Here is a 23,520-nt window from a genome sequence, read left to right as displayed (position 1 = left end):
GACGCTGCGAAAGCAACGCCCGTAGCCTCGCGCGCGGACGAACGCGCGAACGGACACGGACCAGGGGGACCAGTGGAGCACGACGACAAGCGGGGAACGGCAGGCGAGGGCGACGCCGAGGCGCTGACGATGGACGGGACCGTACGATGGCCGCTCTCGCCAGCCACCATCCACATCACGAACCGGCGCTACCAGCCCGACCCGTTCTGGGGTGGCCCGAAGGGCATCGAGTACGGCTTGCTGGTGGGCGCGCTGCCCATCCAACAGCCGGTGCTCTACCCGGACGGGGGCTCGTCGTACTTCGTCGCGCAGTTCCAGCTGCCGGTGGGGGCCAGCCTCACCATCCGCGGCGAGTACGGGCACGTGCGCTACTTCTCGTTCACCGTGGCCGGCGCCACCTCGGAGGGCGGTCTCGGGAACGGCGACAACCTGCGCGACGTTGACATCGATCCGGACCCAGGGTCGTACAACCCCTTCGACCCCGCGCAGCGCCGCGACGTCACCCCGCGCGCCTACACGCTGCAGGTGCTGCAGAACGACAACCCGCCTCCGGAGGACGACAGGCCGCCCAACACGCTCTACGTGCCCGTCAACCACGGCATCGGCGAAGCGCCGCACATCCACCTCGCCATTCGTCACTACATCCCCGACGCGGGCTACGACGGCACCGGCAACGTGCGGCTCGACGGCGACGGCTACGGCCTGCCGCAGGTCACGCTCACGCTTGCGGACGGCACGCAGCAGACCGGCCACGAGATGGCCAAGACGCTGCACGCAAAGAAGACCGGCGAGCAGGCCGAGTACACCCTCGCGCAGTGGCAGTCCGAGGTGAACGGCTCCACCAGCGCACCCGCGCTACGCGAGCCCGTCTTCCAGCGCTTCTGGAACGTGGGCTACAGCGTGAGCGGCGCGTTCATCGCGGACCCCGAGACGCGCGTCGCGACGTACCCCGCGACCAACGAAGGGGGCTTCGCGAACAACCCCGACACCATCTACATGATGGCGAGCTTCTCCTTGGAGTACGGCGAGATCGTCGTCATCGAGGGCAAGCTCCCGCTCACGCCCAAGACCCGGCGCGGCGACACCACCTGGCCCGCGGAGGACCAGGTGCGCTATTGGTCCGCCACCAGCGGCGCGTCCCCCCCGTCGGGCGTGGGCTGGTCCACTGTGTTCGACGAGCAGGTCCCCCTCGACGCGGACGGCAACTACACGCTGGTGGTGAGCTGGCCCGAGTGCCGCCCCAAGAACGCCACCCCCGAGCACGGCGTGGCGTGGCTCGCCTTCGGCGACGGCGAGGGCCACTACGTGGGCGCGCGCAACTGGGTCAACACGGTGTACCTGCGCTACCAGGTCGCCAATCCGCGCTGGCCGCGCTCACCGCGCCACATCCCGCCGCCCACCAAGGAGGACCCGCAGCCGCACGACGCCGAGGTCATGGGCGAGTACTTCCCGCGCGCGCACTACACGAGCAAGAAGGCGTTCGAGCGGCTGCACCGGTTCCGCGGGGTGTGTGACGGCTGACGCGCTCGGGGGCAGCCCAGGCGGTCCCGACTGAACGAGGCTGTCTCAGAGGGCGGACTGCCCCTATCAGCTGGCCGGCTTCGAGACAGCCTGCTCGGTCCGGGGAGCCTCGGCCGACGCGCCAGCCCCCGCCATGCCCTCGAGCACCTCGTCGCCGCTCAGCAGCTTCTTGAACAGCCAGGACCACGCGCGCAGCTGCGCGCCCCCGCCGAAGAAGCGGCTGAGGTCCAGCGCCTTCATGGCGCTGCGGTTGATGGGCACGGGCACGTCCGGGCAGAGGATGAGCTTGCCCTTGTCGAACTGCGTGAGGATGCGCGCCACGATCTTCTCGGGGTGCATGGACACGCCCATGACCTTCAGCGCCTTGCGCGTGCTCTCGGGCAGCTTGGCCTCGTAGCTCTCGGAGCCCTCGATGCCGTTCACGTGCGCCGAGGCCACCTGCACGCCGTGCTTGCGGTACTCGATCCACAGGCTCTCCGCGAAGATGCGCAGGCCCGCCTTGGTGCCCTGGAACACCGCGTCGATCTCGATCGGCGTGACCGAGTTCAGCGCGTTGATGTAGATGATGCCGCCGCGCCCGCGCGCCACCATCTTGGCGCCGAAGATGTCCGTGAGCATGACGGGCATCTCGTAGTTCAGCCGGCACATCATGCGCTTCTGCTCGGGGGGCATCTTGTCGAACAGGTTCACCTTGTGGAGGTTGGCGTTCACCACGAGCATGCCGATCTCGACGTCGGCCACGGCGCGCTCCAGCTGCTCGAACGCGCCCTCGTGCGCGAGGTCCAGCGCGACGGGCCGCACGGTCATGCCGGTCTCCGCCTGCACCTCGGCCGCCAGCTCGGCCAGCACGCTCGCGCGGCGCGCCACCACGGCGACGTTCATGCCGCGAGCCGCCAGCTGACGCGTGAACTGCTCGCCGATGGTGGTGCTCCCCCCGATCACCAACGCCCAGGGCCCGTACTTCTCCGCGTAGCTCTTCTTCGCCATGCCGCTCTGCTCCTCGTCGCGCCGTCGTCGCGCGTTGGTCATGCCCCCGCCCGGTTCGGGGCGGAGACGAGAGGATGGCACAAGGTCGCGGCATCTCCACCCGCCGGGTCTGATTAGTGATGGAATCATCAGCGAGTCGTGCGTACCCTCGCGCATCCCGATGCCCGTCTCCCCCCGTGTCGCCGCTCGCCGTCTCTCCTCGCAAACTCGCGGACGCGTGCTCGCCAGGTTCGCGTTCGCCGCGCTCGCCTGCCAGCTGCTGGGCGGGTCCTCGGCTTCGGCCGGCGGGCTCGAGTGGCCCGGCCTCGGCACGCGTGGGGCAGGGCGCGCGGGGGCGTGGCGCGCGCGCACGGACACGGCGCTTTCGCTGCACCTGAACCCCGCCAACCTGGCGCGGCTGAGCGGCACGCAGCTGGAGCTCACGCTGCACCTGTCCACCTTCCACGCGTGCTTCGACCGCACGGGCACGCCCACGCAGGACGCCGACGGCAACCCGCGCGTGCCCATGACGCCCACGCCCAACGACACGGTCTTCGGCACCGAGGACGAGTACGGCGACGTTGCGTATCCGCGCGTGTGCAACGACCGCGGTCTGTTCCCGCTGCCCCAGGCGGGCGTCAGCTTCCGGCCGCACCAGCGCGTGGGCGTGGGCATTGGGCTGATCGCTCCCAACAGCGGCCAGGGCGTGACCACCTTCGGCGACGCGGACGGCACCATGGCCGCGCCCTTGGCGCCCACGGGTCGCCTGCCCACCTCCACGCGCTACGACCTCATCGAAGCGAACCTGCTGCTGGCGTTCGTCACGGCGGGCGTGGGTGTGGAGCTGCACCCGCGGCTGCGCGTGGGCGCCACGTTCGGGTGGGGCTTCGCCAACATCCGCTACAGCACCGTCACCGCACCGCTCGCGGGCGAGTCCGCCGTGTACGACATCCTGGCCGACCTCTCCGTGCACGACCGCTTCGTGCCGCGCGTGAGCGGGTCCATCGCGGCCGAGCCGGTGGACGGGCTGGACATCATGCTGGGCTACACGTGGATCGACGTGGTGCGCGCCACGGGCGACCTGCGCTTGCGCTCGTTCCACTACGCCACCGAGGAGACCATCCAGGCGCTCAACCCGCGCTTCGGCAGCACGCGCACGGACCGCACGCTGGGCGCTTCGCTGGACGCTCCCCAGGCGTCCACGCTGAGCTTCGCCACGCGCTGGGCCATGCGCCGCGATGGCGCGGTGGGTGTGGGCGGGGCGGGGCGAGACCCGATGACTGACGAGGTCTTCGACCTCGAGCTGGACGTGGACGTGTCGCTGGGCAACGTAGTGGACGCGTTCCAGGTGGGGCCGCACGGCACGGGCGACCCCGAGAACCGCCTCGACACAGGCGTGGCCGGCGTGACCATCTACAACGCGCCCGAGCTGGAGCTGGTGCAGAACTGGAAGACGCAGACCAGCGTCATGCTGGGCGGCGACTACAACGTCGTGCCCGGGCGCTTCGCCCTGCGCATGGGGCTCTCCTACGAGAACGACGGCATCAAGCCGGGCAGCGAGCGGCTCGGCTTCGTGCCCTGGTCGCGCATGAGCTTCGGCCTGGGCGCCACCGTGCGCGTCGAGCGCATGGAGCTGAGCCTGGCCTACCAGCACATCCACTGGTTCCGGCGCAACACCACCGAGCAGGAGGCCGCCATCCGCCAGGCCACGCTGACGGGCGGCAACATCCAGAACGCGGGGAGCTACACGGCGTCGGCGGACATCGTCTCGCTCTCGCTGGCCTACCGCTTCCACGCGCGCGTGCCCTGACGCTTGTGTCCCCGAGACCGCGCGTGTAGACGTGCGGCATGCAACGCGTGGAGCTCTTGGCGTGCGTGGTGGAACGGACCGGTCGAGTCAGCGCGCCGTCCACTCGGGAGCGACGCTGAACCGTGAGCAAGCTGGCCGACAAGCTGCGCGCCCTGGGCGTTCCCGAGCACGACATCGAGCCCGCCTGCGAGGCCCACGCCCAAGGCGACCCCAGCGCCCTCTTGCGCGTGCTGCTGCTGCACGTGATGTGGCGCGAGGTGGCTCCCGAAGGCGAGGACGAGAGCGGCCGCCCACGCTGGGTCACGGACTGGTTGCGCCTGGGCGACAACGGCTTCCCCTTCATCGACGCGCCCGCCCTCGCGCGCCTGGCCGACTCGGGCGCCGACCTGGTCGCCGTGCGCGACGTCGTGCGCAGCGCGCAGGTCCTGATGCTCTACAACCTGGCCAACATCCTCGGCGACGGCTGGCGCTTCATCGAGTCGCTAATCGGTCGCGAGCTAGCCCAGGGCCTCCACTGGGAGGTGGCCGCCGCCAACGTGCGCGACGGAACCAGGGGCCCAGTGATTAGCGGTCTCCACGAGTGCCTGGGCGACCTCGACCCGGCTGGACGCGGCGGGGATCCGCGCTCCGCGAAGGGGTGAGCCCAGCTGGTAGCGCTGGCCAGCCCGCCGCGTGCTAGCGTCCGAGCATGATCGCGAGCGACAAGACCGCCTGGCTGCGCTTGGTGCAGGGTCACGCAGCCGCCTCCGCTGCGGCCGACCGTGCGCGGAAACCCGTGCCGCCACGCGAAGCCTTCAGCCGCCTGGTGACGCTTCAACGCCTGGCCCGCGAGCGCATGGCGCCCACCGACGCTCAGCGGCAAGAGAACCTCGAGTTTCATCTCCGCTGGTACGCACTCCGGCAGCGCCTCGCGGATGAGTAGGTCGCCTCTCGCGAGCGCCGCGGCGGCGCTGAACGACGCGCTGCGTCTGGTGCAGGGTCGCTACGTTCTGATTGGCGGGTTGGCCGTCGTGCTCCGGGGTTTTCCCCGGCACACGGACGACATCGACGTCATGGTACTGGGCGCGGCGGCTTCCGCGTCGCAGCTGATGGACGCGCTGGCCTCGTCTGGCTTCGTTCCACGAGTCGAGAACGCGCTCGAGTTCGCGGCGAGGTCCCAGGTGCTCCTGATGGTTCACGCTGACTCCGGCATCGAACTGGACCTCTCCCTTGGCTGGCTCCCTTTCGAGCGCGAAGCCGTCGAGGCGGCCGAGCTCATCGACATCGAGGACGTTCCGTTTCCGGTCGCGAGGGCCGAGGACCTGCTCATCTACAAGGCAGTAGCGTGGCGCGACCGCGACCAGCGGGACATCAAGGAGCTCGTGCGACTTCATCGAGACGAGCTCGACCTCGAGCGAGTGCAGCGCACGGTCGAACAGTTCGCCGAAGCCATCGACGAACCCGAGCGTGGTCCCGAGTTCGCGCGGCTCGTCGCGTCAGTGCTGAGGGCGAAGCGATGAGTCAGCTGGCTGGCTCAGCGGCCCTCACGATCGCAAGAGCAGCAACCATGTGCCACCACGTTCCCCCGCTTCGTCGTAGTAGTCGAACACGGCTTGCACGGCATACGTGCCCGGCGTGAGCCGCACAGCCATGAGCCCGGGTGCACCCCCCGCGTAGCGCCGTGTCTCGCGCGGAGAGCCGTCCGCGAGCGCCTCCACTCCCGCGCGGTCCTCCACCAGGTCCGCTCCGCCGTAGGCCGCCCACGACACAACGACGAGACCGTCGGTCAGCTCCACCAACCCCAGCTCCTCCACGTCCGCAGCGGCGCCGAGGCCCGCTTCCACCGCCGCCGCGAACGCCGTCTTGGCCGCGTCGTCGAGCCGCCCGAACACCACCGGCGCGCCGCCCTCGGACCAGCGCACCAGCAGCAGCGAGTCCTCGGTCCACCCCACCTGCACCGGGCCTGGGTCTTCCGGGTCGAAGAACACGCGCATCGCGTCCCCCGCCACCTGGATGGCGCCCGGCGGTTCCAGCTCGGCCAACACGTCCTGCCACCCGCGCGAGCCCGGCCAGCTGCGGAAGTGGGCCTCCTCCGCGACGACGAAGGGGCCACCTTCGGAGAACAGGTCGACGAACGTTCGGGGGGTGCTCATGGGCACCAGCATACCGCGACGTCTCGGCATGGGTCGCGCGTCACGTGCTGGCGCATGCCCGCTCTCGAACGGCGGCGAGCCACCTCCTCCGACTCTAGGGCGCACCGAGACGTGCGCGCAGCTTCGTCACTTCCGCCGTGAAGTCGGGGTCGCCCTCCCAGAGTTCCACCAGCTCGGACTCGTCCCCCATGACCCGATCGATCGCCGCCAACGCCTTCGCGACCAGCTGGGGCGGCGGTGTCTGAGGGTTGGCTCTCACCCACTTGTCGATATCCGCCGTGCTGGGGCCTTGTTGCCCGGCATCTCCGAGCAAGCGCGCCACGACAGCGGCAGCCGCCAACACCGGCGCGCCGACGTCGACGTCCAGGTAGTCGTCCTCGGCGAGGGCCTCCTCGAACGTGTCCCGGACCACATCCAACCCACCCTCGAGAAAGTCGTAGACCCAGTCGCACGCCGAGTCGTTGTCGAAGATTCCAGCTCCCCAGGCTCCCATGTAGACCTCCCAACGCGTGTGTCGCCGCAAGGTATCACGCGCGCGTGGATGCGGGCGTAAGCGTTGATGGCAGCGAACGCCGGAGTGAGGCACGCTCATTCGCTGGCCGATATCAACCAAGCGCCAGGTCGAAGTTCCAAACCCTCGACACTGGCGCCTCGCAGACCCCGCATCGGAAATCGTCGTCCTTGATGACGCTACGCTCCCCACACGCCCGACACCGACGGAACACGACGGCGTGATCGAAGGCTGGGGGTGGCGACAACCCCGCCGCGCTGAACGTCGCCGAGACCGCTTCGAAGGAGCTGAGGTCAGGGCAGAATCCCGTGGAGTTGTTGCTTAGCCAGACAACCTCGCCGGAAGGATCGAACTGGACCTCGCCCGCAGCAAGCACCTCACCCGCCCCGGCGCACGCGACGTGCTCGGTGCGGCGATGCGCCAGGCGCAGGAGACCGTCCGTTCCGATGGTGTACGTCGCCCAGCCGTCCGCGTCGCGGTCCTCGCGTTGGAGGTTGGCGAGCCAGGCTCGGAGAGACTCCGCGTTCTCGATCACGCGACCCGCCGGGTCCCCCTCGCAGGAGGCGCGGATTGCGGCTGGGCCGACATAGTGGAATCGGGGAGAGGTCACGCCTGGCAACGTAGGGCTCGTCCCCCGCACGTCCATCGCTGTACTCGAGTTTGGGTGCCGCATGAGCGAAGGCGCGACGGAGCCACGACGTGCGGGGCACGACGGACCGGGGGTCAGGGCGCCATCCGCGCTAGCACGGCAACCCCTCCCTCGCGGGAACATGGAAACCGAACGCCGCGCAGCGCATCGTTCAGACAAGCGCGCACCTCACGCCCCGGGTCGATCGCGCTTGGCAGTGCGACCATCACGCGAGGCGCCAAAGCCGCCGGGTCGCTGACGTCGACATCGCGGACCGCGCCGGTGGGATCCACTTCCGCACAGATGTCGATGCGCGGTTCGCCTTCGAGACACGACGCGAGCGCGGCGTAGGCCGCCGGAGAGAGGCGTGGACCGTTGACTGATATCCAGAACGCTGGATCCGCCTCGATCACCGAAGGCGAGTATGGAACGTTCGAAGTGACCCCAACGCGGCTCACCTCCGGACCTCTCTCTCCCCCCTCCGAAGCCGCGACGTGGAGTGCCTCATCGATGCACATCAAGGTTGCGGGCGGAAAGACGGCGTACCCATGTGGCTCGCCGCGGGTCAGGCGTCCGCGACGATCGAAACCAAGCAGCAATTCGACGGGCAGCTCGGGGGTGAGTTGGCAGCGACGCTCGACCACCTCGAGCACATCGCGCACTGCACTGGACGAGACCTCAGCCCCGTTGATGTCGAGCTGCCATGCGACGGGTCCCGGGGCCGATCGTCCGAGGGCTTCCTCCCCACCAAATACTGGCGGCTCGACCAGCCGTTGATCGATCGCGGGTTGCCACGACGAGGGATCGACCAATGAGAACCGGATGCGCGGAGCGTCGGGATCACGATGCGCGCTCTCGCGCGAGTTGTCGTCGTCCCAAGCGCGGTAGATGTCGCTCAGTTCGACGTCGTCGAAAGACGATCCCTGAATCGAGACCACCACCGTCTCCTCCGGGGATGGGCCGGGGTCGACCCATCCGCACTCCTCCGGCCACTGGGCATCATCACTCCGAGCACGTCGGGCTGGCACGGACTCGACAGCTTCCAGCCTCGCGATCACCGCATCGAGAAACGCCAGCCGCTCGGCCTCGAACATGAGCAAAGACGGCGACCCGACCACGTCTATCTCGAGCGGGCTCCCTCTTGGTGGGCTCGGCGGATCGGACCGTTCGTACACGCGAGGTGAGACGTCACGCTCGATCGCGCACTCCGGCACACCGCGGCCGCGGCGTTCCGCAATCCGCGCGCGCACGACGCATGCGTCTCCAAGCGGAGTTCCGCGTCCTCGTTCGACACACTCTTCGTACAACGCGCGCGCCTCCCGTGTGGGTGAGCCAGGGATGCATCCCGGCGGCGCGCACGCGATCGACTCGAGTTCCTCGTGAATCAGGCCACGCGCAAAGAGCGCAGCCGGCTCCGGACGCCCCCTGAGTTCCTCGTCGAGCGCGACCAGACGCCGACGATGAGCGTTGGCGGCAGGAACGTACACATCACGCGCCCAGGCTCCCACTGTCTCGTAGTACCTATCGAAGGCTTCGCTGCCGCTATCCCGGCGAGGTCGAGCGGGAGCGTCGTTCATGAGCCCCGTCGCGAGGAGATCTGCGAGTCGAGACTCGTACGCCTCGGGAAAGCCGATCCCGACGACCCCACGGAGTTGGATGACGGACGTCGGTGTGCGGGTGGGAGCAGGGACCGAACGCGCGGGGGCGCAGCCGGCGAAGGCCAGGCAGAGGAGCAAAGGCGCTACCGTCGCGCACGTTCGTCCGTTAGCGGGGGGTCCTCCTCGACGCGAGAACATGCCCGAGCGTACCCGTCTGATCGCGGTGCGCACAGCGGTTCAGGCCTCGCGTCCGACACGAACCGGCCCCTGACATCGTCCAGGCGACGCGCGACGTGCCCGGCTCACCGTCGTCCTTGCACCTCAACCCGTCGAGGGGCCCATGCTGGGCGTCGCAGGATCCGAGCGCTGGGCGAGACGCCGCAGGAGAGGGGGCTAGCTGAGGAGCCAGCTCCAGAAGCTATGGTGCGAGCCCGCGCGGTTCAACAGGTGGGACATCAGTTGGGACGCCGAGGAGGCGCGACGTCCGACGAGCCATTCGCGTTGTGGACGCCTGCGTCGCCTCGCTACGCTTCGGCACCAACACTCTGGAGGTTCCATGCGCAAGCTCGCTGTTCCCGTTCTCTGCGTCCTCGTCGGCTGCGCCGCAGGCGTCGCCATGCCGTCCATCACCGCTCAGACCTACGAGGCTGCGGCGCCCACCGCTCAGCGTTGGGAGAACTACTGCGCCATGGAGGAACGACAAGAGTTCGGGTCGCTCCACAGCGTCGAGAACCGCTCCGCCTACAACGGCCTCCTGCGCCGGATGGGCGACAGCGGATGGCAGCTCGTGGCGACGGCGACGCCGTACGAAGCGCCGTGCTTCATCCGCCCGGCCCAGTAGGCCCGCAGGGCCGGAGGTCGTGACGCGACAGACCCGACACGTCGTGTTGCCGCTCGCCCAGGTCCTGAGGTAGCCGGCACTGTCCCGCTGATCGTCCCCAACGGGATCGCCATGCACGAACCAAACAGGCCAAACAGACTCGCCCGGCCCCTCCTGCCCCGACCCCCCAGAACGACGAAACCGCCTGTTTCCAGGGGGTCCGGGTGGTGCCCAAACTCGGAGTCGAACCAAGGACACGCGGATTTTCAATCAGTGCCTCTAGGGCGCGAATGTGCCTTGCAGCAAGCGGGATCCGGTGGTTGGCGTAGAGCACTGTCCCGTTGATTGTCTACGTCTTCGCTGAGACTTCCGCGCGGCGGTGACGTTCGGGGGCGGGTTCGCTATGCTCTGCCGCGGAGGCTTCGCCGTGCAGACTTGGATCCTGATTGACTACTGGAACTTCTCCCTCGAGTGGCGGCGGCGCGGCTATGGCGATGCCGACTGGAAGCGGATTCCGCAGGAGTTTGCGGCCGCGACGCAGCACATCCTTACGGCTCAAGGGCTGACGTCCCCCGTTGCGCTGCAGGAGACCCGCGTGTACTCCTCGTACGAACCAGGTCGCGACGACAGCCACAAACACTGGCTTTCGTCCTTCCTAGATCGCCAGCCGGGTGTACAGGTCTCGATTGCCGAGCGGCGATGGCGCCAGAAGGCCATCCACTGTCGTAGTTGCAACACGAGCACTCCGACGTGTCCCAACTGCAACGAGCTGTTGGGCCGCGCCGTCGAGAAGACTGTCGACTCCCAGATCGTAACGGACCTGATGGGCCTTGCATGGGATGGCGCCTACGACCTCGCGATCCTCGTAACGAGCGACAAGGACTTCATTCCGGCTGTGGAGGCCGTACAGCGACGCGGCAAGAAGGTCGTCAACGCCACATGGAAGGGGCTAGGAATCGAGTTGAGCACCAAGTGCTGGGCACAATTCGAGGTCGACGCGCTTGTCAAGCACATTCAGCGCTAGACCCAAGCCGAAGACGGAAAAGATATGGGGCACCCGAAGGTGCCCCAGGGCTTTGATTCGCGCCCGCCGTAAGACAGCGGCATTTGGACGCGGGGCTGTTATGGGGGCAACTTATAGTCGACCGATCGCCGGTGTCAAGCGACACAGCAGACGGGATCACGAACGATAGCGATACGTTGCGTGACCATACATTGGCAACCGTTTCTGGCTCCCTTTGCCGACGGGCGAAGCTGTCCAACATGGCGCAACTACTCGGGACGGCCAGACCCACCGCAGGCGGTGAACCAAGCCCGCCCGGGCTACCCACGATTGGCCTGGCGATCTCGAGGAGCCTCCGATCACCCCGATCACCCGGCCGCCTTCGTGGCGGCGAAGTCCTTGGGGCGATGTTCAGGCGGTCGGCGTTCCGCGCGGGGATGAATCCGCCTGGGTGAGGCCGAGCACGCGGCACGCGGCTAGGCCTTCGGCGGAGAGGGGGCGCGGCGGGGGGGCGGTGCTCCAGGCCATGCATAGGCCGCGAGTGGATCCGCGACCACGTCACGGATTCGCACGCAACTGCGCGGCGCGCCTTGGGCGAACGGTCAAGGTGTCGTCGGTCGCGAGGTCGTATTCGCCCCCGTTGGTGTCGACCACGTCACGGCGCGGGCCGCAGCCTCGGAGGCATGAAGAACACTACTCCGCCCCCGCCCCGAGCAGCATTCGGGAACATCCACCCTGTCGGCCCCATCACGTTCGAGGGGCCGCTCGACGCGCTCGCGTTCGGACTCGCGATAATGCTCGAGGCCGAGCGCATGCGCGCCGCTGGCGCCGACCTCTTCGACACCGACAAGGTCACCTGCGACGTGTTCCCGCTGCGCGGTCCCGAGGAGCTCGCCGAGGCCGAGGGCATGGCGCTCGCCGTCATCGACCGGTTGAGCCTCGCCGGCCTGGTCGCGCCCACGTCGTCCGCGGACCCCGCCTTCGTCGAGCTGGTGAAGCGCCTGCGCCTCGCGTGGCTGCCGTTGCCGCCAACGGTGGGGTGCGCCGAGGCGCTCGCGAGAGAGCCACGCGAGAGCGGCCGCTAGGGCAACGGTTCGAAAAACCGTACGCCAACACCCAGACGTCGACCATCGGCCTTCTAAGCCGATGGTCGACGACGGGGGACCCCGCCCGCGCAGTCCGGGGTGTGGGAGGCCTGCGGACCCGGGGCTACCCGCCGTTGGGGTAGTCCCAGCCTGGTCCCATGTTGGGCGCACGCGGGCGTCTACGCGGCCTGCTGGGCCAATACGATGAACCGCGTCCAGGCGAGGTCCTCCGGCACCATGAGCGCTCCACGCGCCGTCATTGCCTTCGCGTGGAGCTCCAGGCTCCGCTGCACGAACAGCATGTCGAGCCCTCCCGTCGTGCAGAACGCCTCGAGCGCTCGCAGGATGGACGGGAAGACCCGCCCCACGCTGTGATCGCGGAGCGCTGCGCGAGGCCGCCAGACGTACGGCTTGCGGGCATCTCGCTCGAACACCGCTGGGTCACACGGCGGTGGTGGGGCCTCGGTCCCGTCCAAGGCGGCCAGCTCGCGCTCGAAGTGGAGCTGGTCCAGCACGGCGCCGAAGCCCGCCCCGTTCCCGGCGCCCGAGATGTCGAGAGCGATAGCGGCCGTGAGTGCATGCGCGGCGAGGCCTGGGAGGAGTTCGCGTGCGCATGCGCCGGCCACATGCAGCCAGCCGTCGCGGACCGACCCCCAGTTGCCCTCGACTTCGTGTGAGACCATCGCCGCGAACTGCGATGCGATACAGGTGTCCAGCGGACCCCTGGGCGGCTCGCGGCACAGCTCAGCCCCGGCCGCCTGCAGGGCCCACGCCTGCTCGAGACAGCCGAGCTCCTCTTCAACCCAGAGCGCCTTCCCGCGCACAGGGCAGGCTCGCGAGTAGATCGTCACGCTGCAGCCCGGGCAGGTTCGCTTCCGCTGTGGCATGCGGTCGAACGCAAAGCCGCATGCGGGGCACTCGGGCGTCGTCGTGCCACCCGGTGGGACGAACCGCGCTCTCGAAAGCTCGTCGGCGAGCTCCCTGGACGGCCACAAGTCACACCGAGTCCCTACCATGGGCGACATGCTAGCCCAGCCGCGCACCGCAGAGAAGGGAGACCCCGCCCACCTGGTGGCGAGCGGGGTCGAAGAGGTCAGGCCCCGGGAGTGCAAGGAGGGGAGGGACTGCTAATCGCCCAGGGCCCGTGGTCGCCGTCTCCAGCGCCGAGGCCGGTGTGCGCCGCTGCGGCGGCGTGGTCAAGCCGCGAAGCAGCAGGGCACGGCGAGGCGCCTGCGATGACTTCGGCTGTGGTTGCGGTGCGGTGTCTGACCCCGCCGTGACGTCGGGTGGGCGCCACGCCGCAGCGTTCGTGTTGGCGGTCTGGACGCCGCCCGCGGAAGGGGTGAGGGTTTCGCTCACCCGTGCCGCGCCCGAGCAAGCCGCCCCCGGGGCCGTGGGCGGCGTTGGGTAGCGTACTCGCGGCCCCGCGTCGGGGGGCGGGCGCTAGGTGACGCCCCTGCAGCCGCCTGCGGGATGCTCGGGCCCATGTCTCACTACCTCGAAGTCATCGCCAGCGACGGGCGGCCGGTCGACGTCACCGCAACCGACACCCTGCCCGGTCCCACGCTCACCTTCCGCCGAGAGGTGCGCGTGCTCTACCAGCGACCCGAGCCCTTGATGCCGTCCTACCTCTGGTGTCACGGCCTGCGGCTCGAGGGGGAGCTCCACCTCGACACGGCCGCCATGGCCGGGATCCTCGCCTGGCTCAACCGGCTGCCTTAGCGAACCTGTGGGGACGCTTTGCCACGGGCGGGGGAGGGTGGGCGCCATGACAGACACGAACCCCCTCGCCCAACTCATCGAGCTTCTGACCGCACTCGCCGAAGCCGTCGCCCTGGTTGCGCGCCTATGCGTTGCCGCTGCTGAGACGGTGCTCGCCCGCGATGACGTGCGCGCCTTCCTGGCGCTCTGCGTCGAGCTCAACGAGTGCAGCGCCCTGCGAGAGACCATGACGCACACGCTGCCGTAGGCTACTCCCCGAACGTCACGTCAACGTCAAACATGTGCGCCCCAGCTGTTGGGCGGAGGCGATGCGCGCGAACCGTGACCGTGTATGGGCCCGTCCGATAGGTTCGCTCGTTCAGTGTGCTGTGCGCGTCCATCGCAGCCCACAATCCGTCAGGCTCGCCACCCAGGCCACGCGCAAGCTGAATCGGGTAGAGCGCCATCATCATCGAAGAGCCCTCGGGATTGTCGTAGACACCGCTGCCGGGCATCGTCGCAATGAACACTCGGGTGGGCGCGCTCATGTCGCCCCACCAATGAATCGCGACCGTGGCCAACTCGCCGTTGAGGGTCCACCTGCAGAAGTGCGGCGCCCCCATCTGGCTCTCGCCCTGGTCAACGCAGCTTGCGCCGGCCAGCTCGCCCACCACCTGACTCAGCAGGCTTTGGACAGGCTCGGGCGGAGCCGGGGCAGCCGGTGCCTCTGGGGCCGCGGCCTGGGGCGCTGGCAGGTACGCCATGGTTGGGGGCGCCGTCTGGCGTCCCACGACGAACCCCGTCAGCCAGCACACGATGAACATCGCTGCCGCAACCACGTTCCTCACCCCGTTGCTCATGGGCTCAGGCTACGCCGGGGGTGTGACGGTGCCAAGGGGCGGCGGGTGGTCGCGTCTCACTTCAGGGAGCAGCCGCGGGCAACCCGCGACCGCCCAGCTGCGTCACGGCGACACATCGGTCAGGTCAACGCTCACGTCAGTGAAGATGGCCAGCGCCGCAGGGCTCGGGTTGGCGACGGGGCCCGTCAGGGTGTGGCTCTCTTCGTGCTGGACCAGCGAGAGCGCGAGATCGATCTCAGACCGCGCCAGGGTTCCGGGAAGCGCGTACTTCGAGGCGGTCGACCGCTCGCCAAAGACGGTTCGCCACTACGAGCAGAAGCGCCAAGTGGTCATGCGCCTGCTTGGCGGAAACATGGACGCCCACCTGCTCGCGGCGCCCCACGCGGACGGCTACCTGGCGCGGCGCCGGGCCGAGGGCGTGGCCGTGGCGACCGTGGCGAAGGAGCTGGGCGCGCTGCGCACCGCGCTGACGTTCTGCGCGCGACGCGACATCTACCGGGGGGACCCGAAGTGGTGCCTCCCGCCCGAGCTCCGCGGCGCCTACGTGCCCCAGGAGCGGGCCCTCACGCTCGAGGAGTACCGCCAGCTGCGCGAGGCCCTGGCGCCCGAACGGCGCGACTACCTGGCCGCGTTCGTCGGCCTGGGCGTGCGCGACAGCGAACTCTACCGGATCACCGCGGCGGATTGGGTTGGCGGCCGTGTGCACATCCGCGGGCGGAAGGGACGGCGCGACCGGGCGGACCGATGGATGACGCCGCCGGCGGAGGTTGCCGCCGTGCTGGACCTGCGCATTGCCGCGCTCGATGGCGCGCCGGGCCCCGTGTTCCCCATCTGGCCCAACGTCCGCCGCGACCTGCACCGCGGCTGCGCCCGCGCCGGCATCCCGCCGGTGTCCCCGAACGACCTGCGCCGGACCTTCGCCAGCTGGCTGGCCGAGCGAGGCGTCCCCGAGCTCGTGACGGCGAGCCTCATGGGGCACTCGAACAGCGCCATGGTGCGCCGGGTGTACGCGCGCATCGGCACGACCGCCCAGGTCGACGCGGTGGGCCTGCTGCCGCCGCTCGGGTAGGCCGAGCGTGCTGGGCGCGCTATCTTCGCGCCATGGACGACGAGGAGCGGAAGGTGTTGGGCACGGCGGCTGCGGCAGTCGTTGAGGGAAGCGTGGCGGCAGGCTTGGGGGCGGTAGGCGCGCTGGCAGTCGGGTCGATCGGCGCGGTGGCATTCCCCATCGCATTCGCGGGGCTGGTGCCGCTCATCAAGGGGCATGTCCAGCAACGCACCGAGGCTCGGGCGCGCGCCTACAACGAGGCGCTCGTGGACGCGCTGATGAAGAGCGACCTGACGTTCGAGGAGTTTGCGAGCCTCGACGAGGCGGGGACAGAGACCGTGTTCCAGGCGTACCGGAGGGCCGTGGACGCGTACGACCCAGCCGTTGTTCCTGCGCTCGGCCGCCTTACTGCGATGGCGCTGCGGGACGGCAAGGACCGGTTCTTCGTGGGGGTTGGTCGCATGCTCGAGCAGATGACGGCGGGGGAGTTCCTCGCGTTACGCGAGCTCTCAGTCGCAGCGTCCTCCATCTGCTGGCACGACACGACGAAGGTGGTCGCCGCCTTTGTCAGGCCGAGCGAAGTGTGCCTAGAGTCCGATTCGAGGGACATGCAGCCGCGCGTCTTGCCGGCCAGTGAAGACCTCATCACCGTTCTCGGGCTTTTGGGACGTCATCGCATCGCCCTCACACAAGCAGAGGATCCGAACTGTGGCACCTTGGGCGGTCAGTACCTCGCCTGGTACCTCGCCTCGCTGAGCCCTGCCACGGCCATGCGTCTGAAGACGCTGTGCGTCTAGCGGGTCGACTGTCCCGTTGATTGTCTCCAACTGGATCGCTATTCACGAACCAAACAGGCCAAACAGACTCGCCCGGCGCCTCCCTCCGGGACCCCCCAGAACGACGAAACCCCCTGTTTCCAGGGGGTCCGGGTGGTGCCCAAACTCGGAGTCGAACCAAGGACACGCGGATTTTCAATCCGCTGCTCTACCAGCTGAGCTATTTGGGCTCGCGTTAGCGAGACGCGAATCTAGCCGGGACGGGCCCGGTGTCAAGTCCGGGAATTTGCTCTCGTCTCAGGGACCCCCGACAATCCCCCCATGAGCACGACGAATGCGTCACAGGCGCTTGCGGCTTTCGTCCGCCTGCTGCTGCATGCGCGCGCTGGGGGGCAGGCCAAGGTCGATGCGCTGCTGGCGTTGTCGCAACGCACGCTGTTCGTGCCGCGCAAGCTGGACGGCTCCGAGGGCTTCGCCACGCTCATCAACGAGAACGGCGACTGGGCGCTGCCGGTGTTCACGTCGCTCGAGCAGATCGAGGCCGCCGCCGACGTGTTCGGCTGGCGCCGGCAGGACCACACGGTGGCTTATGACGAGGTGGGGGCGCGGCGCGCCGTGCACTACGCGCTGAACGAGGGCGCGGCCTTCATGGTCATCGACGCCATCGCGGCGCACGCCCTCGAGGCCACGCGCGACGAGCTCAAGCCGCTGGTGAGCACCCAGAACCGCAGCGACACCTTCGGCCCCTACGCCGGCGTGGGGCGCATCTCGTCCTCCATCCTCGAGGCCACGCGGCCCACGGAGCGGCCCTCGTCGTCGAGTCCACCCATTGCCCCTCCGCGCATCTCCCGCGCCGGCGCCGAAGCGTCGTTCCCGCCGCCCAAGCTTCCCGCCCGCGTGACGCGCGCCTCCTTCGCGCCTCCACGCGACGACGGCGCGCCCGCGCAGCGCCGCCCCACCGTCTCGTTCGCGCGCTCCTCCCGCCCCCCGGCCGAGGTGGAGGTGCACCTCGAGAAGAACGCGTGGGCCCCCGACGCCTCCCTCGAGCTGGACCGCAGCTCGGCCGTGCCCCCACGCGGCGGCACCATCAAGCCCATGGCGCTGCCGAGCCTGGAGGATCTGGACGACCTGACGCTGGCCAGCGACCCGCCGGACCCCGAGCTGCGGCGGGACACCGGCCGCCCACCTGCGATGGCCATGGCCCCCGCGCCCGACGTGCTCGGGGCTCCCCCCATGCCCACCGGCTTCGGGACCGCCGCAGCCTCGCACTTGCGCGCGCCCATCGGGCTGGACGAGGACGACGAGCTGGGCCTGGGCGAGCTGCGCCCCTCCACGGTGCACGCCACGGTCCCCCCCACGCCCGACCAACAGGCCGCGGACGAAGACCCGGCCGACGCGCAGGTCCACCTCGCGCCCCTGACGGAGCCCGTCTCGGACGAGCTGCTGGCCGAGCTCACCGAGCTTTTGCGCGCCTTCCCCGAGGTGGAGTGGGCGTCCTATTCGCTGGCTTCCCAAGGCGCCCAGGCCGCGCGACCCGCGGTGGGCCTGCGGGTACTCGACTCCTTCCGCGCCAACGTGGACGACATCACGCGTCGCCTGGAGAGCGCCGGCCGGGGCTATGGTCTGGCTGTGTGGGTGCTCCTGCTGGACGACGCGGACCTGATCCGCGATGCGCGCACCGTGGGGGAGGTCTTCTACCCATGGCGGCGCAAAAGTCGCGTGTAGGTGTTTTCTCCGTGACCGTTCCGGTCACTGCGTCGTAGACTGCCAGAGGAACGCTCGACACCTCTGGCCTCTGTGGCCCCCAAGGAGACGCTCATGCCCGGCCCCGGAAACGAGGGCAGCCTACACCGCATGCTGGAGTGGGCTCGCCACCATGGCGACGTGACCACGCTCAAGCGCGTGCGGCTCATGGTCCTGCCCCTCACCGTGCGTGAGCGTATCATTCTCGACAAGGTGACCGCCGAGACTCAGGTATCAACCGAGTACCTCGACGCTGTGCGGGACGCCATCACGGCCGTCGTCGGCCAGGAGTGCCCGCTGTGAGCGCCGCCTTCGAGGTCACGGTCGACGCCCCCCACCGCCGCTGCATCGTCGGGGGCGAGCCGCTCATCTTCCACTGCCACCACTACAACCTCGCGCTGCAGCAAGCCCTGCTCGACGCGGCCTACGGCGACTTCGAGGTTGCGCTCGTGGGTGCGGGCGAGTCCGTGGCCTTCGCACAGCTGAGCGCCCTGTTCGCCGAGGGCGCCGTCGCCGACACGGCCGCCCGCGCCGCGCTGGCCGAGCAGCTCTATCAATGGGCCGGCGTCGGGCTGGTGCGCCTGGCCGACCTCGGCCCGGACGGCGGCCGCACGGCCACGGCCAGCTCGCACTACGCGCAGGGCTGCATCGCCAAGTTCGGCAAGGCCCACGCGCCGGTGTGCTTCTTCGCGTCGGGCTTCATCGCCGGCGCCCTGGCCGCCATCCACGGGCAGCCCCAAGGGACGTACACCGTCGCGCACCCCACGTGCATGGCCTGCAGCGCGCCCGAGTGCGTGTTCGAGGTCACCCGCGCGTCCGGCGGGCACGCCGTGTACGAGAGCCCCGGGGTGGGCACGCTCAGCGACCACCAGCCGCGGCCCGTGCCGAGCACGCCGGTGGACTACGAGGGCATCCTCGGGGCCGTCTCCGGGCTGCCCCTGGTGGGCGACGCCCAGGGCGACATCGACGCCTTCGGGGTGCACCTCACGCGGCACTACGCGAACTACTACAACCGGGTGTCCTTCGAGTTCCTGCACGCGCTCAGCCGCGAATACGGCGAGGAGGGGCGCGCTGCGGCCTGCGACATCCTCGTCGAGGCGGGCCGCGTGTGTGCGTTCAACACCTTCGGCGGGATCATGGAGTCCACCGAGTGGAACGCCCTGATCCGGCCGACCTTGGCCTCGCCCGAGGACTGGGTGCACGGCATGGTCGCGGTGGTGAACGCGTTCGGGTGGGGCCGCTGGCAGGTGGTGTCCGTGTCCGAGTCCGTCGCCGAGTTCGTACTGCACGACGACTACGAGAGCGTGGGGTATCGCGCCATGTACGGCGTGGCCCCCCACCCTGTATCGTTCTTGGCACAGGGCGGCGTCGAGGGCCTCATGACCTTGGTCTACCTGGCTGGGATCGCGGACGCGCCCGCGTTGGACGAGGCGTTCTACACAAAGGTGTTCATGGGCGAGGCGCAGTACCGCGCCACCCCCACGGCCAGCCTGGCGGCCGGGGACGCGGTCACCTCGTTCCGCGTCGAGCGCGTGGGCTGAACGTGGACGGTCTGCGCGCGCGCCTGGGCCGAGACTGCGCGGCGCGGGTGCGCGTCAGCTATTCGGCCCCGCGGGCGCTCACCCTGGACGACGTGGCGCTGCTGCCCGAGGCCGAGGTGCGCGTGAGTGAGTTCTCGGCCCACGTCGCGGGCGCCCGCGACCACGTCCAGCTGCGGGTGGGCGACGGACTGACGGCCAGCTACGCGGTGGGCGACACGGAGCTGCGCGTGGTCTACGGCAAGCTGGGCGGCGCCGTGCCGCACGCGCTGATGCAGCACGTGGAGCGGCGCTTGGAAGCGCGTTTTGGCCCGCTCGCGTGGGAGCCGGGCCCATCCTGCCCCTGAAATCAGGGGTTTACAGCCGCTCGCGACCCGCGTATCACTCTCCTCACGTCGCTGACCACCGTCCTCGGGACAGCGCGTGCGGGGGACCTCCCTCCCTCGCCCCTGGGAAGGAACTGCGGCTCCTGCCGTAAGTCCACCTGGTTCGTTCGTTTCACTCCAAGCCCACTGGTGTCACCGTGCAGTACCTGAGCGGCCTCGACCTCGCCAAGCGCGACCCCGACTGGACCAAGAAGATCGCCCTCTGCGGCGTGCTCTTCCTGTCCGCCATGTGTATCCCCTTCTTCGGTCAGTTCGTGGTCACGGGCTGGCTGGCGGCCATGGTGCAGCGCACCGCGCGCGGCCAGGAAGACCTGCTGCCCCGGCTGGACTTCGAGTTCGACTACCTCATCCGGCTGGCCACCACTGGCTTCCGCCTGACGGTCGTCCAGTTCGTGTGGATGCTGGCGTTCATGCCCATCATGATCGTCTGCTACGCGTGCATCGGCGGCGGCGCCTACGCGGGCTCGCAGATGGGCGAGTCCGGCGGGATCGTGAGCATGCTCTGCTCCCTCGTCGGAAGCCTCATGATGCTCATCTGCATGATCCCCTTCGGGCTCGCCGTGGGCTGCGCCAACATCCGCGCCCAGCTCACCGACAACATCGGCACGGGCCTCCAGTTCAAGCCCGCCTTCGCGATGGCCAAGGTCATGTGGAAGGAGCAGATCCTGGGCGGCATCGTGCTCAGCTTCGTGTTCTTCGGCCTGTACCTGGCGGGCGTCATCGCCTGCGGCATCGGCGTGCTCTTCACCCTGCCCCTCGCGCTGGTCATCATGACCAACTACAACGCGCACCTCTACCGCGAGTACGTCGCCCGTGGCGGCGAGGCCGTGAACATCGCGCACATCCCCGAGGCCGACCCGCAGGGCTCGTCGGTGGGTCCGCGTCCGCAGGCCTTCTGAGCTCCGCGCGCCGCTCGACAGGGCGGTCATGACGCGGTCGTACGGCCAGGTGCAGCCCTCAGGGTGCTGTGCTCGGCCGTCGCTGCGTGGAGAGCCCCTTGAGCGCCAAGGGCGCGCCTCAGGGGGCTGCGCTCGGGCGTAGCTGCGTGAACAACAGCGCGTAGTCCGCGGCCACGTGGTGCTCGCGCGTCACGACGGAGTAGCCAGGCACGTCCACGGCCCACTCGTCCGCCTGCGCCCCGCCTTCGCCGCCACGATGGCCTGGCGCATAGGTGAGCACCTCCAGCGAGCGCGGCGCGAACACCGCCGAGAGCGTCGCGACGGCGCGCGCGGCGTCCACGGGCAGCGACCCCCCGAGGGGACCCTGGAGCTCGAAGCTCACGTAGCTGCCCTCGGGCTCGGGGGTCACGTGCAGCGTCACGTAGGCGCCATCGCGCAGCCCGTTCACGGAGTAGCCCTGGGGCTCGAAGTAGTGCTCGTGCAGCGCGAAGCCGGGGACCATGTCGGCCACCAGCGCGTGCGCCGCAGGGGCCCGCTCAGCCGCGAACGCTGCACAGGCCGCAGGGTCGGGCGCGTGCATGAGCACCTCGAGGGTCATGTCGGGCCGCCGCGACGCCCCGGGAGCCGACGCGTGGAACAGATCCACGAAGTGCTCGCCGTGGCCCAGACGCACGGACGCCTCACGGGCCCGTCCCCCCAGCAACGCGCTCAGGCGCGCGGCGTCCTCGTCGAAGCGTGTGGCCTGCTGCTCGGGGTAGTGCTCGCTCTTGCGCGCGTAGAGCAGCTGCGAGAGCGCTCCCGCCGGCGCGAGCGCGAGCAGGGGCTGCACGGCCTCCACCAGCCGCGTCTGGCCGCAGGTGATGAGCGTGGCCGAGTGGTCGCTCACGAACAGGCTCGACTCGCTCAACACGTAGGCGTCCCAGTGCGCGTCCCGGGCGCTCGAGACCACGCTCGCCCCTGCCGCGGCCAGCACCGCGTCCCAGGCCGCACGCGGGTGGGCGCGCAGCGAAGGCGCGTCCGGCGCGAACGTCACTTTCAGCTTCTTCTCGGGCCCTTCGAAGGACGCGCCGGCGTTCTCGGACATGCAGCCCGCAGTTATGCGGGTGAGGCCCGCACGCGCAACAGGAGCATGCGCACGGACGCTGCAACGCGCTCATGGACACGGCAATTCGTGTATCGTGGGGGGGTGTCGCGAGACCGCGTGTCCGACCACGACTCCCTCGTGGGTACCAAGCTGGGTGGCTACAGCATCGAGAAGCGGCTCGGTGCAGGCGCGACGGGCGTGGTCTATCAGGCCACGCCACCCGGCGGGGGACGGCCGGTCGCCATCAAGGTGCTCAACGACAACCTGGGGCACATCAGCGCGCTGAAGCGTCGCTTCGAGCGCGAGGCGCGCGCGCTGGCCAAGCTCAAGCACCCGCACGTGGTGCACATCAGCGACTACGGCGTCGACAACGACGTCACGTTCATCGCCATGGAGCTGCTGGTGGGCGAGACGCTGGAGGACGTGCTGCAGCGTGCGCCCATCGACCCGCTGCGCGCGGTGGGCGTCACGCTGCAGACCATGCGGGGCGTGGCCTTCGCGCACGAGAACGGCATCGTTCACCGCGACCTCAAGCCCGCCAACATCTTCCTGCGGCAGGTCGCAGGCGGCATCGACGTGGTGAAGGTGTTGGACTTCGGGCTCGCCAAGTTCCTGGAGGTGGACGAGCTCAGCCAGGACGCCACGCTCACGCGCAAGGGGCGCATCGTCGGGACCCCCGCTTACATGGCGCCCGAGCAGATCACCGGCGTGTCCCTGGACGTGCGCGCCGACGTGTACGCGGCGGGCGTGGTGCTGTACGAGATGCTGGCCGACCAGCGCCCGTTTTCGTACGAGCGTCGCTCCCAGCTGCTGCGCGCCCACCTGTTCGAGCCGGTGCCGCGCATCGAGCGCATCCGGCCGGGGCTGTGGGTGCACCAGGACCTCGAGCGGCTGATCCTGCGCGCGCTCGAAAAGGACCCGGCGCGGCGCTACGCGGATGGGGGCGAGATGCTGCAGGCGCTGCAAGCGCTGCCCCCCGAGCCGTGTTCGTTCCAGGAGCAGCGGCGCGACGGGGTGCGCTCGCGCACGGGCTCGTCCTCGGCAGTGGTCATCAGCGCCGAGGAGCGCCTGGCGGTCACGACGGGCATCGACGACACGGGCTCCATGTCCATGGAGACGGTCCAGGTTGCGCTCGACTCGGCGCCTCACAGCGGAGCGGGTCGACGGCCAGCGGCCATCCCCGACACCATCAGCGGCGACACCCCGCTCAGCGAGCGCCCGCGTGGGGCGCGCGTGTCGGCCGGCACCACGTCCAGTCACCCGCGCCCCGGGATGCGCAAGCGCCGCAAGAAGCGCAAGGTGAAGGGCCCGCCGAGTTGGCTGTGGGCCGTGGCCGTGGCATCCGTGTTGGTGTCCGGCGGCATCTACTGGTGGACCCAGCTGCGCGGCGGCACGCTCCCCTAACCAAGAC

26 protein-coding genes and 1 tRNA gene are annotated in these 23,520 nt (G+C 69.6%); 18 read left to right on the top strand and 9 right to left on the bottom strand.

Annotation, left to right across the window (positions count from 1 at the left end; all coding sequences use genetic code 11):
* Positions 1-72 precede the first annotated feature (72 nt).
* On the top strand, positions 73-1,521 hold the full coding sequence (locus H6726_03915) for a hypothetical protein (GenBank protein MCB9656773.1): 1,449 nt from the start codon (positions 73-75) through the stop codon (positions 1,519-1,521).
* Positions 1,522-1,587: 66 nt separating this feature from the next.
* Here H6726_03915 and H6726_03910 read toward each other — a convergent pair whose 3' ends face one another.
* Entirely contained in the window at positions 1,588-2,550 is a 963-nt protein-coding gene (locus H6726_03910) for an SDR family NAD(P)-dependent oxidoreductase (GenBank protein ID MCB9656772.1), read from the bottom strand.
* A gap of 175 nt (positions 2,551-2,725) precedes the next feature.
* On the opposite strand from H6726_03910, the gene H6726_03905 reads away from it, so the two are divergent.
* From H6726_03905 to H6726_03890, 4 genes are all read left to right on the top strand, one after another.
* Positions 2,726-4,297 carry a hypothetical protein gene (locus H6726_03905; protein MCB9656771.1) on the top strand — a complete coding sequence of 524 codons (1,572 nt, stop codon included), beginning with the start codon at positions 2,726-2,728 and terminating at the stop codon, positions 4,295-4,297.
* Between the two features lie 122 nt (positions 4,298-4,419).
* Positions 4,420-4,938, top strand: coding sequence for a hypothetical protein (locus H6726_03900; GenBank protein ID MCB9656770.1), 519 nt, complete (start codon positions 4,420-4,422; stop codon positions 4,936-4,938).
* 47 nt (positions 4,939-4,985) lie between these two features.
* On the top strand, positions 4,986-5,219 hold the full coding sequence (locus H6726_03895; GenBank protein MCB9656769.1) for a hypothetical protein: 234 nt from the start codon (positions 4,986-4,988) through the stop codon (positions 5,217-5,219).
* On the top strand, positions 5,212-5,796 hold the full coding sequence (locus tag H6726_03890; protein ID MCB9656768.1) for a nucleotidyltransferase: 585 nt from the start codon (positions 5,212-5,214) through the stop codon (positions 5,794-5,796). Before H6726_03895 ends, H6726_03890 begins: the two co-directional genes overlap by 8 nt.
* 24 nt (positions 5,797-5,820) lie before the next feature.
* On the opposite strand, the gene H6726_03885 is transcribed toward H6726_03890, so the two are convergent.
* The 4 genes from H6726_03885 to H6726_03870 form a co-directional block, all read right to left on the bottom strand.
* Positions 5,821-6,429: a hypothetical protein gene (locus H6726_03885; GenBank protein MCB9656767.1), complete on the bottom strand. Its 609-nt coding sequence runs from the start codon at positions 6,427-6,429 to the stop codon at positions 5,821-5,823.
* Positions 6,430-6,523: 94 nt separating this feature from the next.
* Positions 6,524-6,922 (bottom strand): DUF4259 domain-containing protein, encoded by a 399-nt coding sequence (locus tag H6726_03880; protein MCB9656766.1) that lies wholly within the window; start codon positions 6,920-6,922, stop codon positions 6,524-6,526.
* A gap of 112 nt (positions 6,923-7,034) precedes the next feature.
* Positions 7,035-7,550 (bottom strand): hypothetical protein, encoded by a 516-nt coding sequence (locus H6726_03875; GenBank protein ID MCB9656765.1) that lies wholly within the window; start codon positions 7,548-7,550, stop codon positions 7,035-7,037.
* A gap of 113 nt (positions 7,551-7,663) precedes the next feature.
* A complete protein-coding gene (locus tag H6726_03870) occupies positions 7,664-8,662 on the bottom strand; it encodes a hypothetical protein (protein MCB9656764.1) in 999 nt (332 codons plus the stop codon).
* A 1,060-nt stretch (positions 8,663-9,722) separates the two neighbouring features.
* On the opposite strand from H6726_03870, the gene H6726_03865 reads away from it, so the two are divergent.
* From H6726_03865 to H6726_03855, 3 genes are all read left to right on the top strand, one after another.
* Positions 9,723-10,007, top strand: a complete 285-nt coding sequence (locus tag H6726_03865; GenBank protein MCB9656763.1) for a hypothetical protein — start codon at positions 9,723-9,725, stop codon at positions 10,005-10,007.
* Between the two features lie 406 nt (positions 10,008-10,413).
* Positions 10,414-11,010, top strand: coding sequence for an NYN domain-containing protein (locus H6726_03860; protein ID MCB9656762.1), 597 nt, complete (start codon positions 10,414-10,416; stop codon positions 11,008-11,010).
* A gap of 662 nt (positions 11,011-11,672) precedes the next feature.
* Positions 11,673-12,074 carry a hypothetical protein gene (locus H6726_03855; protein ID MCB9656761.1) on the top strand — a complete coding sequence of 134 codons (402 nt, stop codon included), beginning with the start codon at positions 11,673-11,675 and terminating at the stop codon, positions 12,072-12,074.
* 179 nt (positions 12,075-12,253) lie between these two features.
* On the opposite strand, the gene H6726_03850 is transcribed toward H6726_03855, so the two are convergent.
* Positions 12,254-12,961 (bottom strand): hypothetical protein, encoded by a 708-nt coding sequence (locus tag H6726_03850; protein MCB9656760.1) that lies wholly within the window; start codon positions 12,959-12,961, stop codon positions 12,254-12,256.
* A 598-nt stretch (positions 12,962-13,559) separates the two neighbouring features.
* Here H6726_03850 and H6726_03845 point away from each other — a divergent pair.
* Complete coding sequence (locus H6726_03845; GenBank protein ID MCB9656759.1) at positions 13,560-13,796, top strand: hypothetical protein; 237 nt, start codon at positions 13,560-13,562, stop codon at positions 13,794-13,796.
* Positions 13,797-13,842: 46 nt separating this feature from the next.
* A complete protein-coding gene (locus tag H6726_03840) occupies positions 13,843-14,043 on the top strand; it encodes a hypothetical protein (GenBank protein MCB9656758.1) in 201 nt (66 codons plus the stop codon).
* 1 nt (position 14,044) lies between these two features.
* Here the strand turns inward: H6726_03840 and H6726_03835 are convergent, their stop codons facing one another.
* Positions 14,045-14,635, bottom strand: coding sequence for a hypothetical protein (locus H6726_03835; protein ID MCB9656757.1), 591 nt, complete (start codon positions 14,633-14,635; stop codon positions 14,045-14,047).
* Between the two features lie 352 nt (positions 14,636-14,987).
* On the opposite strand from H6726_03835, the gene H6726_03830 reads away from it, so the two are divergent.
* Together H6726_03830 and H6726_03825 are read left to right on the top strand one after the other, a co-directional pair.
* Entirely contained in the window at positions 14,988-15,704 is a 717-nt protein-coding gene (locus tag H6726_03830; GenBank protein MCB9656756.1) for a tyrosine-type recombinase/integrase, read from the top strand.
* 32 nt (positions 15,705-15,736) lie between these two features.
* The gene (locus H6726_03825; protein ID MCB9656755.1) at positions 15,737-16,480 is read left to right on the top strand and encodes a hypothetical protein; all 744 of its coding nucleotides are present in this window, start codon (positions 15,737-15,739) and stop codon (positions 16,478-16,480) included.
* 133 nt (positions 16,481-16,613) lie between these two features.
* On the opposite strand, the gene H6726_03820 is transcribed toward H6726_03825, so the two are convergent.
* A tRNA-Phe gene (locus H6726_03820) sits at positions 16,614-16,689 on the bottom strand.
* Positions 16,690-16,780: 91 nt separating this feature from the next.
* Between H6726_03820 and H6726_03815 the strand changes: the two genes are divergently transcribed.
* The 5 genes from H6726_03815 to H6726_03795 all read left to right on the top strand — a co-directional run bounded on the left by H6726_03815 (position 16,781) and on the right by H6726_03795 (position 21,025).
* Positions 16,781-18,184: an SseB family protein gene (locus H6726_03815; GenBank protein ID MCB9656754.1), complete on the top strand. Its 1,404-nt coding sequence runs from the start codon at positions 16,781-16,783 to the stop codon at positions 18,182-18,184.
* 93 nt (positions 18,185-18,277) lie between these two features.
* On the top strand, positions 18,278-18,505 hold the full coding sequence (locus H6726_03810; GenBank protein MCB9656753.1) for a hypothetical protein: 228 nt from the start codon (positions 18,278-18,280) through the stop codon (positions 18,503-18,505).
* Positions 18,502-19,743, top strand: coding sequence for a hypothetical protein (locus tag H6726_03805; protein MCB9656752.1), 1,242 nt, complete (start codon positions 18,502-18,504; stop codon positions 19,741-19,743). Before H6726_03810 ends, H6726_03805 begins: the two co-directional genes overlap by 4 nt.
* Before the next feature lie 2 nt (positions 19,744-19,745).
* The gene (locus tag H6726_03800) at positions 19,746-20,087 is read left to right on the top strand and encodes a hypothetical protein (GenBank protein MCB9656751.1); all 342 of its coding nucleotides are present in this window, start codon (positions 19,746-19,748) and stop codon (positions 20,085-20,087) included.
* Between the two features lie 176 nt (positions 20,088-20,263).
* A complete protein-coding gene (locus H6726_03795) occupies positions 20,264-21,025 on the top strand; it encodes a DUF4013 domain-containing protein (protein ID MCB9656750.1) in 762 nt (253 codons plus the stop codon).
* A gap of 118 nt (positions 21,026-21,143) precedes the next feature.
* On the opposite strand, the gene H6726_03790 is transcribed toward H6726_03795, so the two are convergent.
* A complete protein-coding gene (locus tag H6726_03790; GenBank protein ID MCB9656749.1) occupies positions 21,144-22,109 on the bottom strand; it encodes a hypothetical protein in 966 nt (321 codons plus the stop codon).
* Between the two features lie 102 nt (positions 22,110-22,211).
* On the opposite strand from H6726_03790, the gene H6726_03785 reads away from it, so the two are divergent.
* Positions 22,212-23,513: a serine/threonine protein kinase gene (locus H6726_03785; GenBank protein ID MCB9656748.1), complete on the top strand. Its 1,302-nt coding sequence runs from the start codon at positions 22,212-22,214 to the stop codon at positions 23,511-23,513.
* The last annotated feature ends 7 nt before the right edge of the window (positions 23,514-23,520 follow it).

The sequence above is a fragment of the Sandaracinaceae bacterium genome, assembly GCA_020633055.1.
GTDB lineage: Bacteria > Myxococcota_A > Polyangia > Polyangiales > Houyiibacteriaceae > JADJJE01.
This window is presented reverse-complemented; position numbering and strand designations above follow the sequence as displayed.

Excerpts from the sequence above, each read along its gene's own strand:
- H6726_03910 (MCB9656772.1), bottom strand. The coding sequence starts at position 2,550 with ATGACCAACGCGCGACGACGGCGCGACGAGGAGCAGAGCGGCATGGCG.
- H6726_03895 (MCB9656769.1), top strand. The coding sequence starts at position 4,986 with ATGATCGCGAGCGACAAGACCGCCTGGCTGCGCTTGGTGCAGGGTCAC.
- H6726_03890 (MCB9656768.1), top strand. The coding sequence starts at position 5,212 with ATGAGTAGGTCGCCTCTCGCGAGCGCCGCGGCGGCGCTGAACGACGCG.
- H6726_03885 (MCB9656767.1), bottom strand. The coding sequence starts at position 6,429 with ATGAGCACCCCCCGAACGTTCGTCGACCTGTTCTCCGAAGGTGGCCCC.
- H6726_03880 (MCB9656766.1), bottom strand. The coding sequence starts at position 6,922 with ATGGGAGCCTGGGGAGCTGGAATCTTCGACAACGACTCGGCGTGCGAC.
- H6726_03870 (MCB9656764.1), bottom strand. The coding sequence starts at position 8,662 with ATGTTCGAGGCCGAGCGGCTGGCGTTTCTCGATGCGGTGATCGCGAGG.
- H6726_03865 (MCB9656763.1), top strand. The coding sequence starts at position 9,723 with ATGCGCAAGCTCGCTGTTCCCGTTCTCTGCGTCCTCGTCGGCTGCGCC.
- H6726_03855 (MCB9656761.1), top strand. The coding sequence starts at position 11,673 with ATGAAGAACACTACTCCGCCCCCGCCCCGAGCAGCATTCGGGAACATC.
- H6726_03850 (MCB9656760.1), bottom strand. The coding sequence starts at position 12,961 with ATGCCACAGCGGAAGCGAACCTGCCCGGGCTGCAGCGTGACGATCTAC.
- H6726_03845 (MCB9656759.1), top strand. The coding sequence starts at position 13,560 with ATGTCTCACTACCTCGAAGTCATCGCCAGCGACGGGCGGCCGGTCGAC.
- H6726_03840 (MCB9656758.1), top strand. The coding sequence starts at position 13,843 with ATGACAGACACGAACCCCCTCGCCCAACTCATCGAGCTTCTGACCGCA.
- H6726_03835 (MCB9656757.1), bottom strand. The coding sequence starts at position 14,635 with ATGAGCAACGGGGTGAGGAACGTGGTTGCGGCAGCGATGTTCATCGTG.
- H6726_03830 (MCB9656756.1), top strand. The coding sequence starts at position 14,988 with ATGGACGCCCACCTGCTCGCGGCGCCCCACGCGGACGGCTACCTGGCG.
- H6726_03825 (MCB9656755.1), top strand. The coding sequence starts at position 15,737 with ATGGACGACGAGGAGCGGAAGGTGTTGGGCACGGCGGCTGCGGCAGTC.
- H6726_03815 (MCB9656754.1), top strand. The coding sequence starts at position 16,781 with ATGAGCACGACGAATGCGTCACAGGCGCTTGCGGCTTTCGTCCGCCTG.
- H6726_03810 (MCB9656753.1), top strand. The coding sequence starts at position 18,278 with ATGCCCGGCCCCGGAAACGAGGGCAGCCTACACCGCATGCTGGAGTGG.
- H6726_03790 (MCB9656749.1), bottom strand. The coding sequence starts at position 22,109 with ATGTCCGAGAACGCCGGCGCGTCCTTCGAAGGGCCCGAGAAGAAGCTG.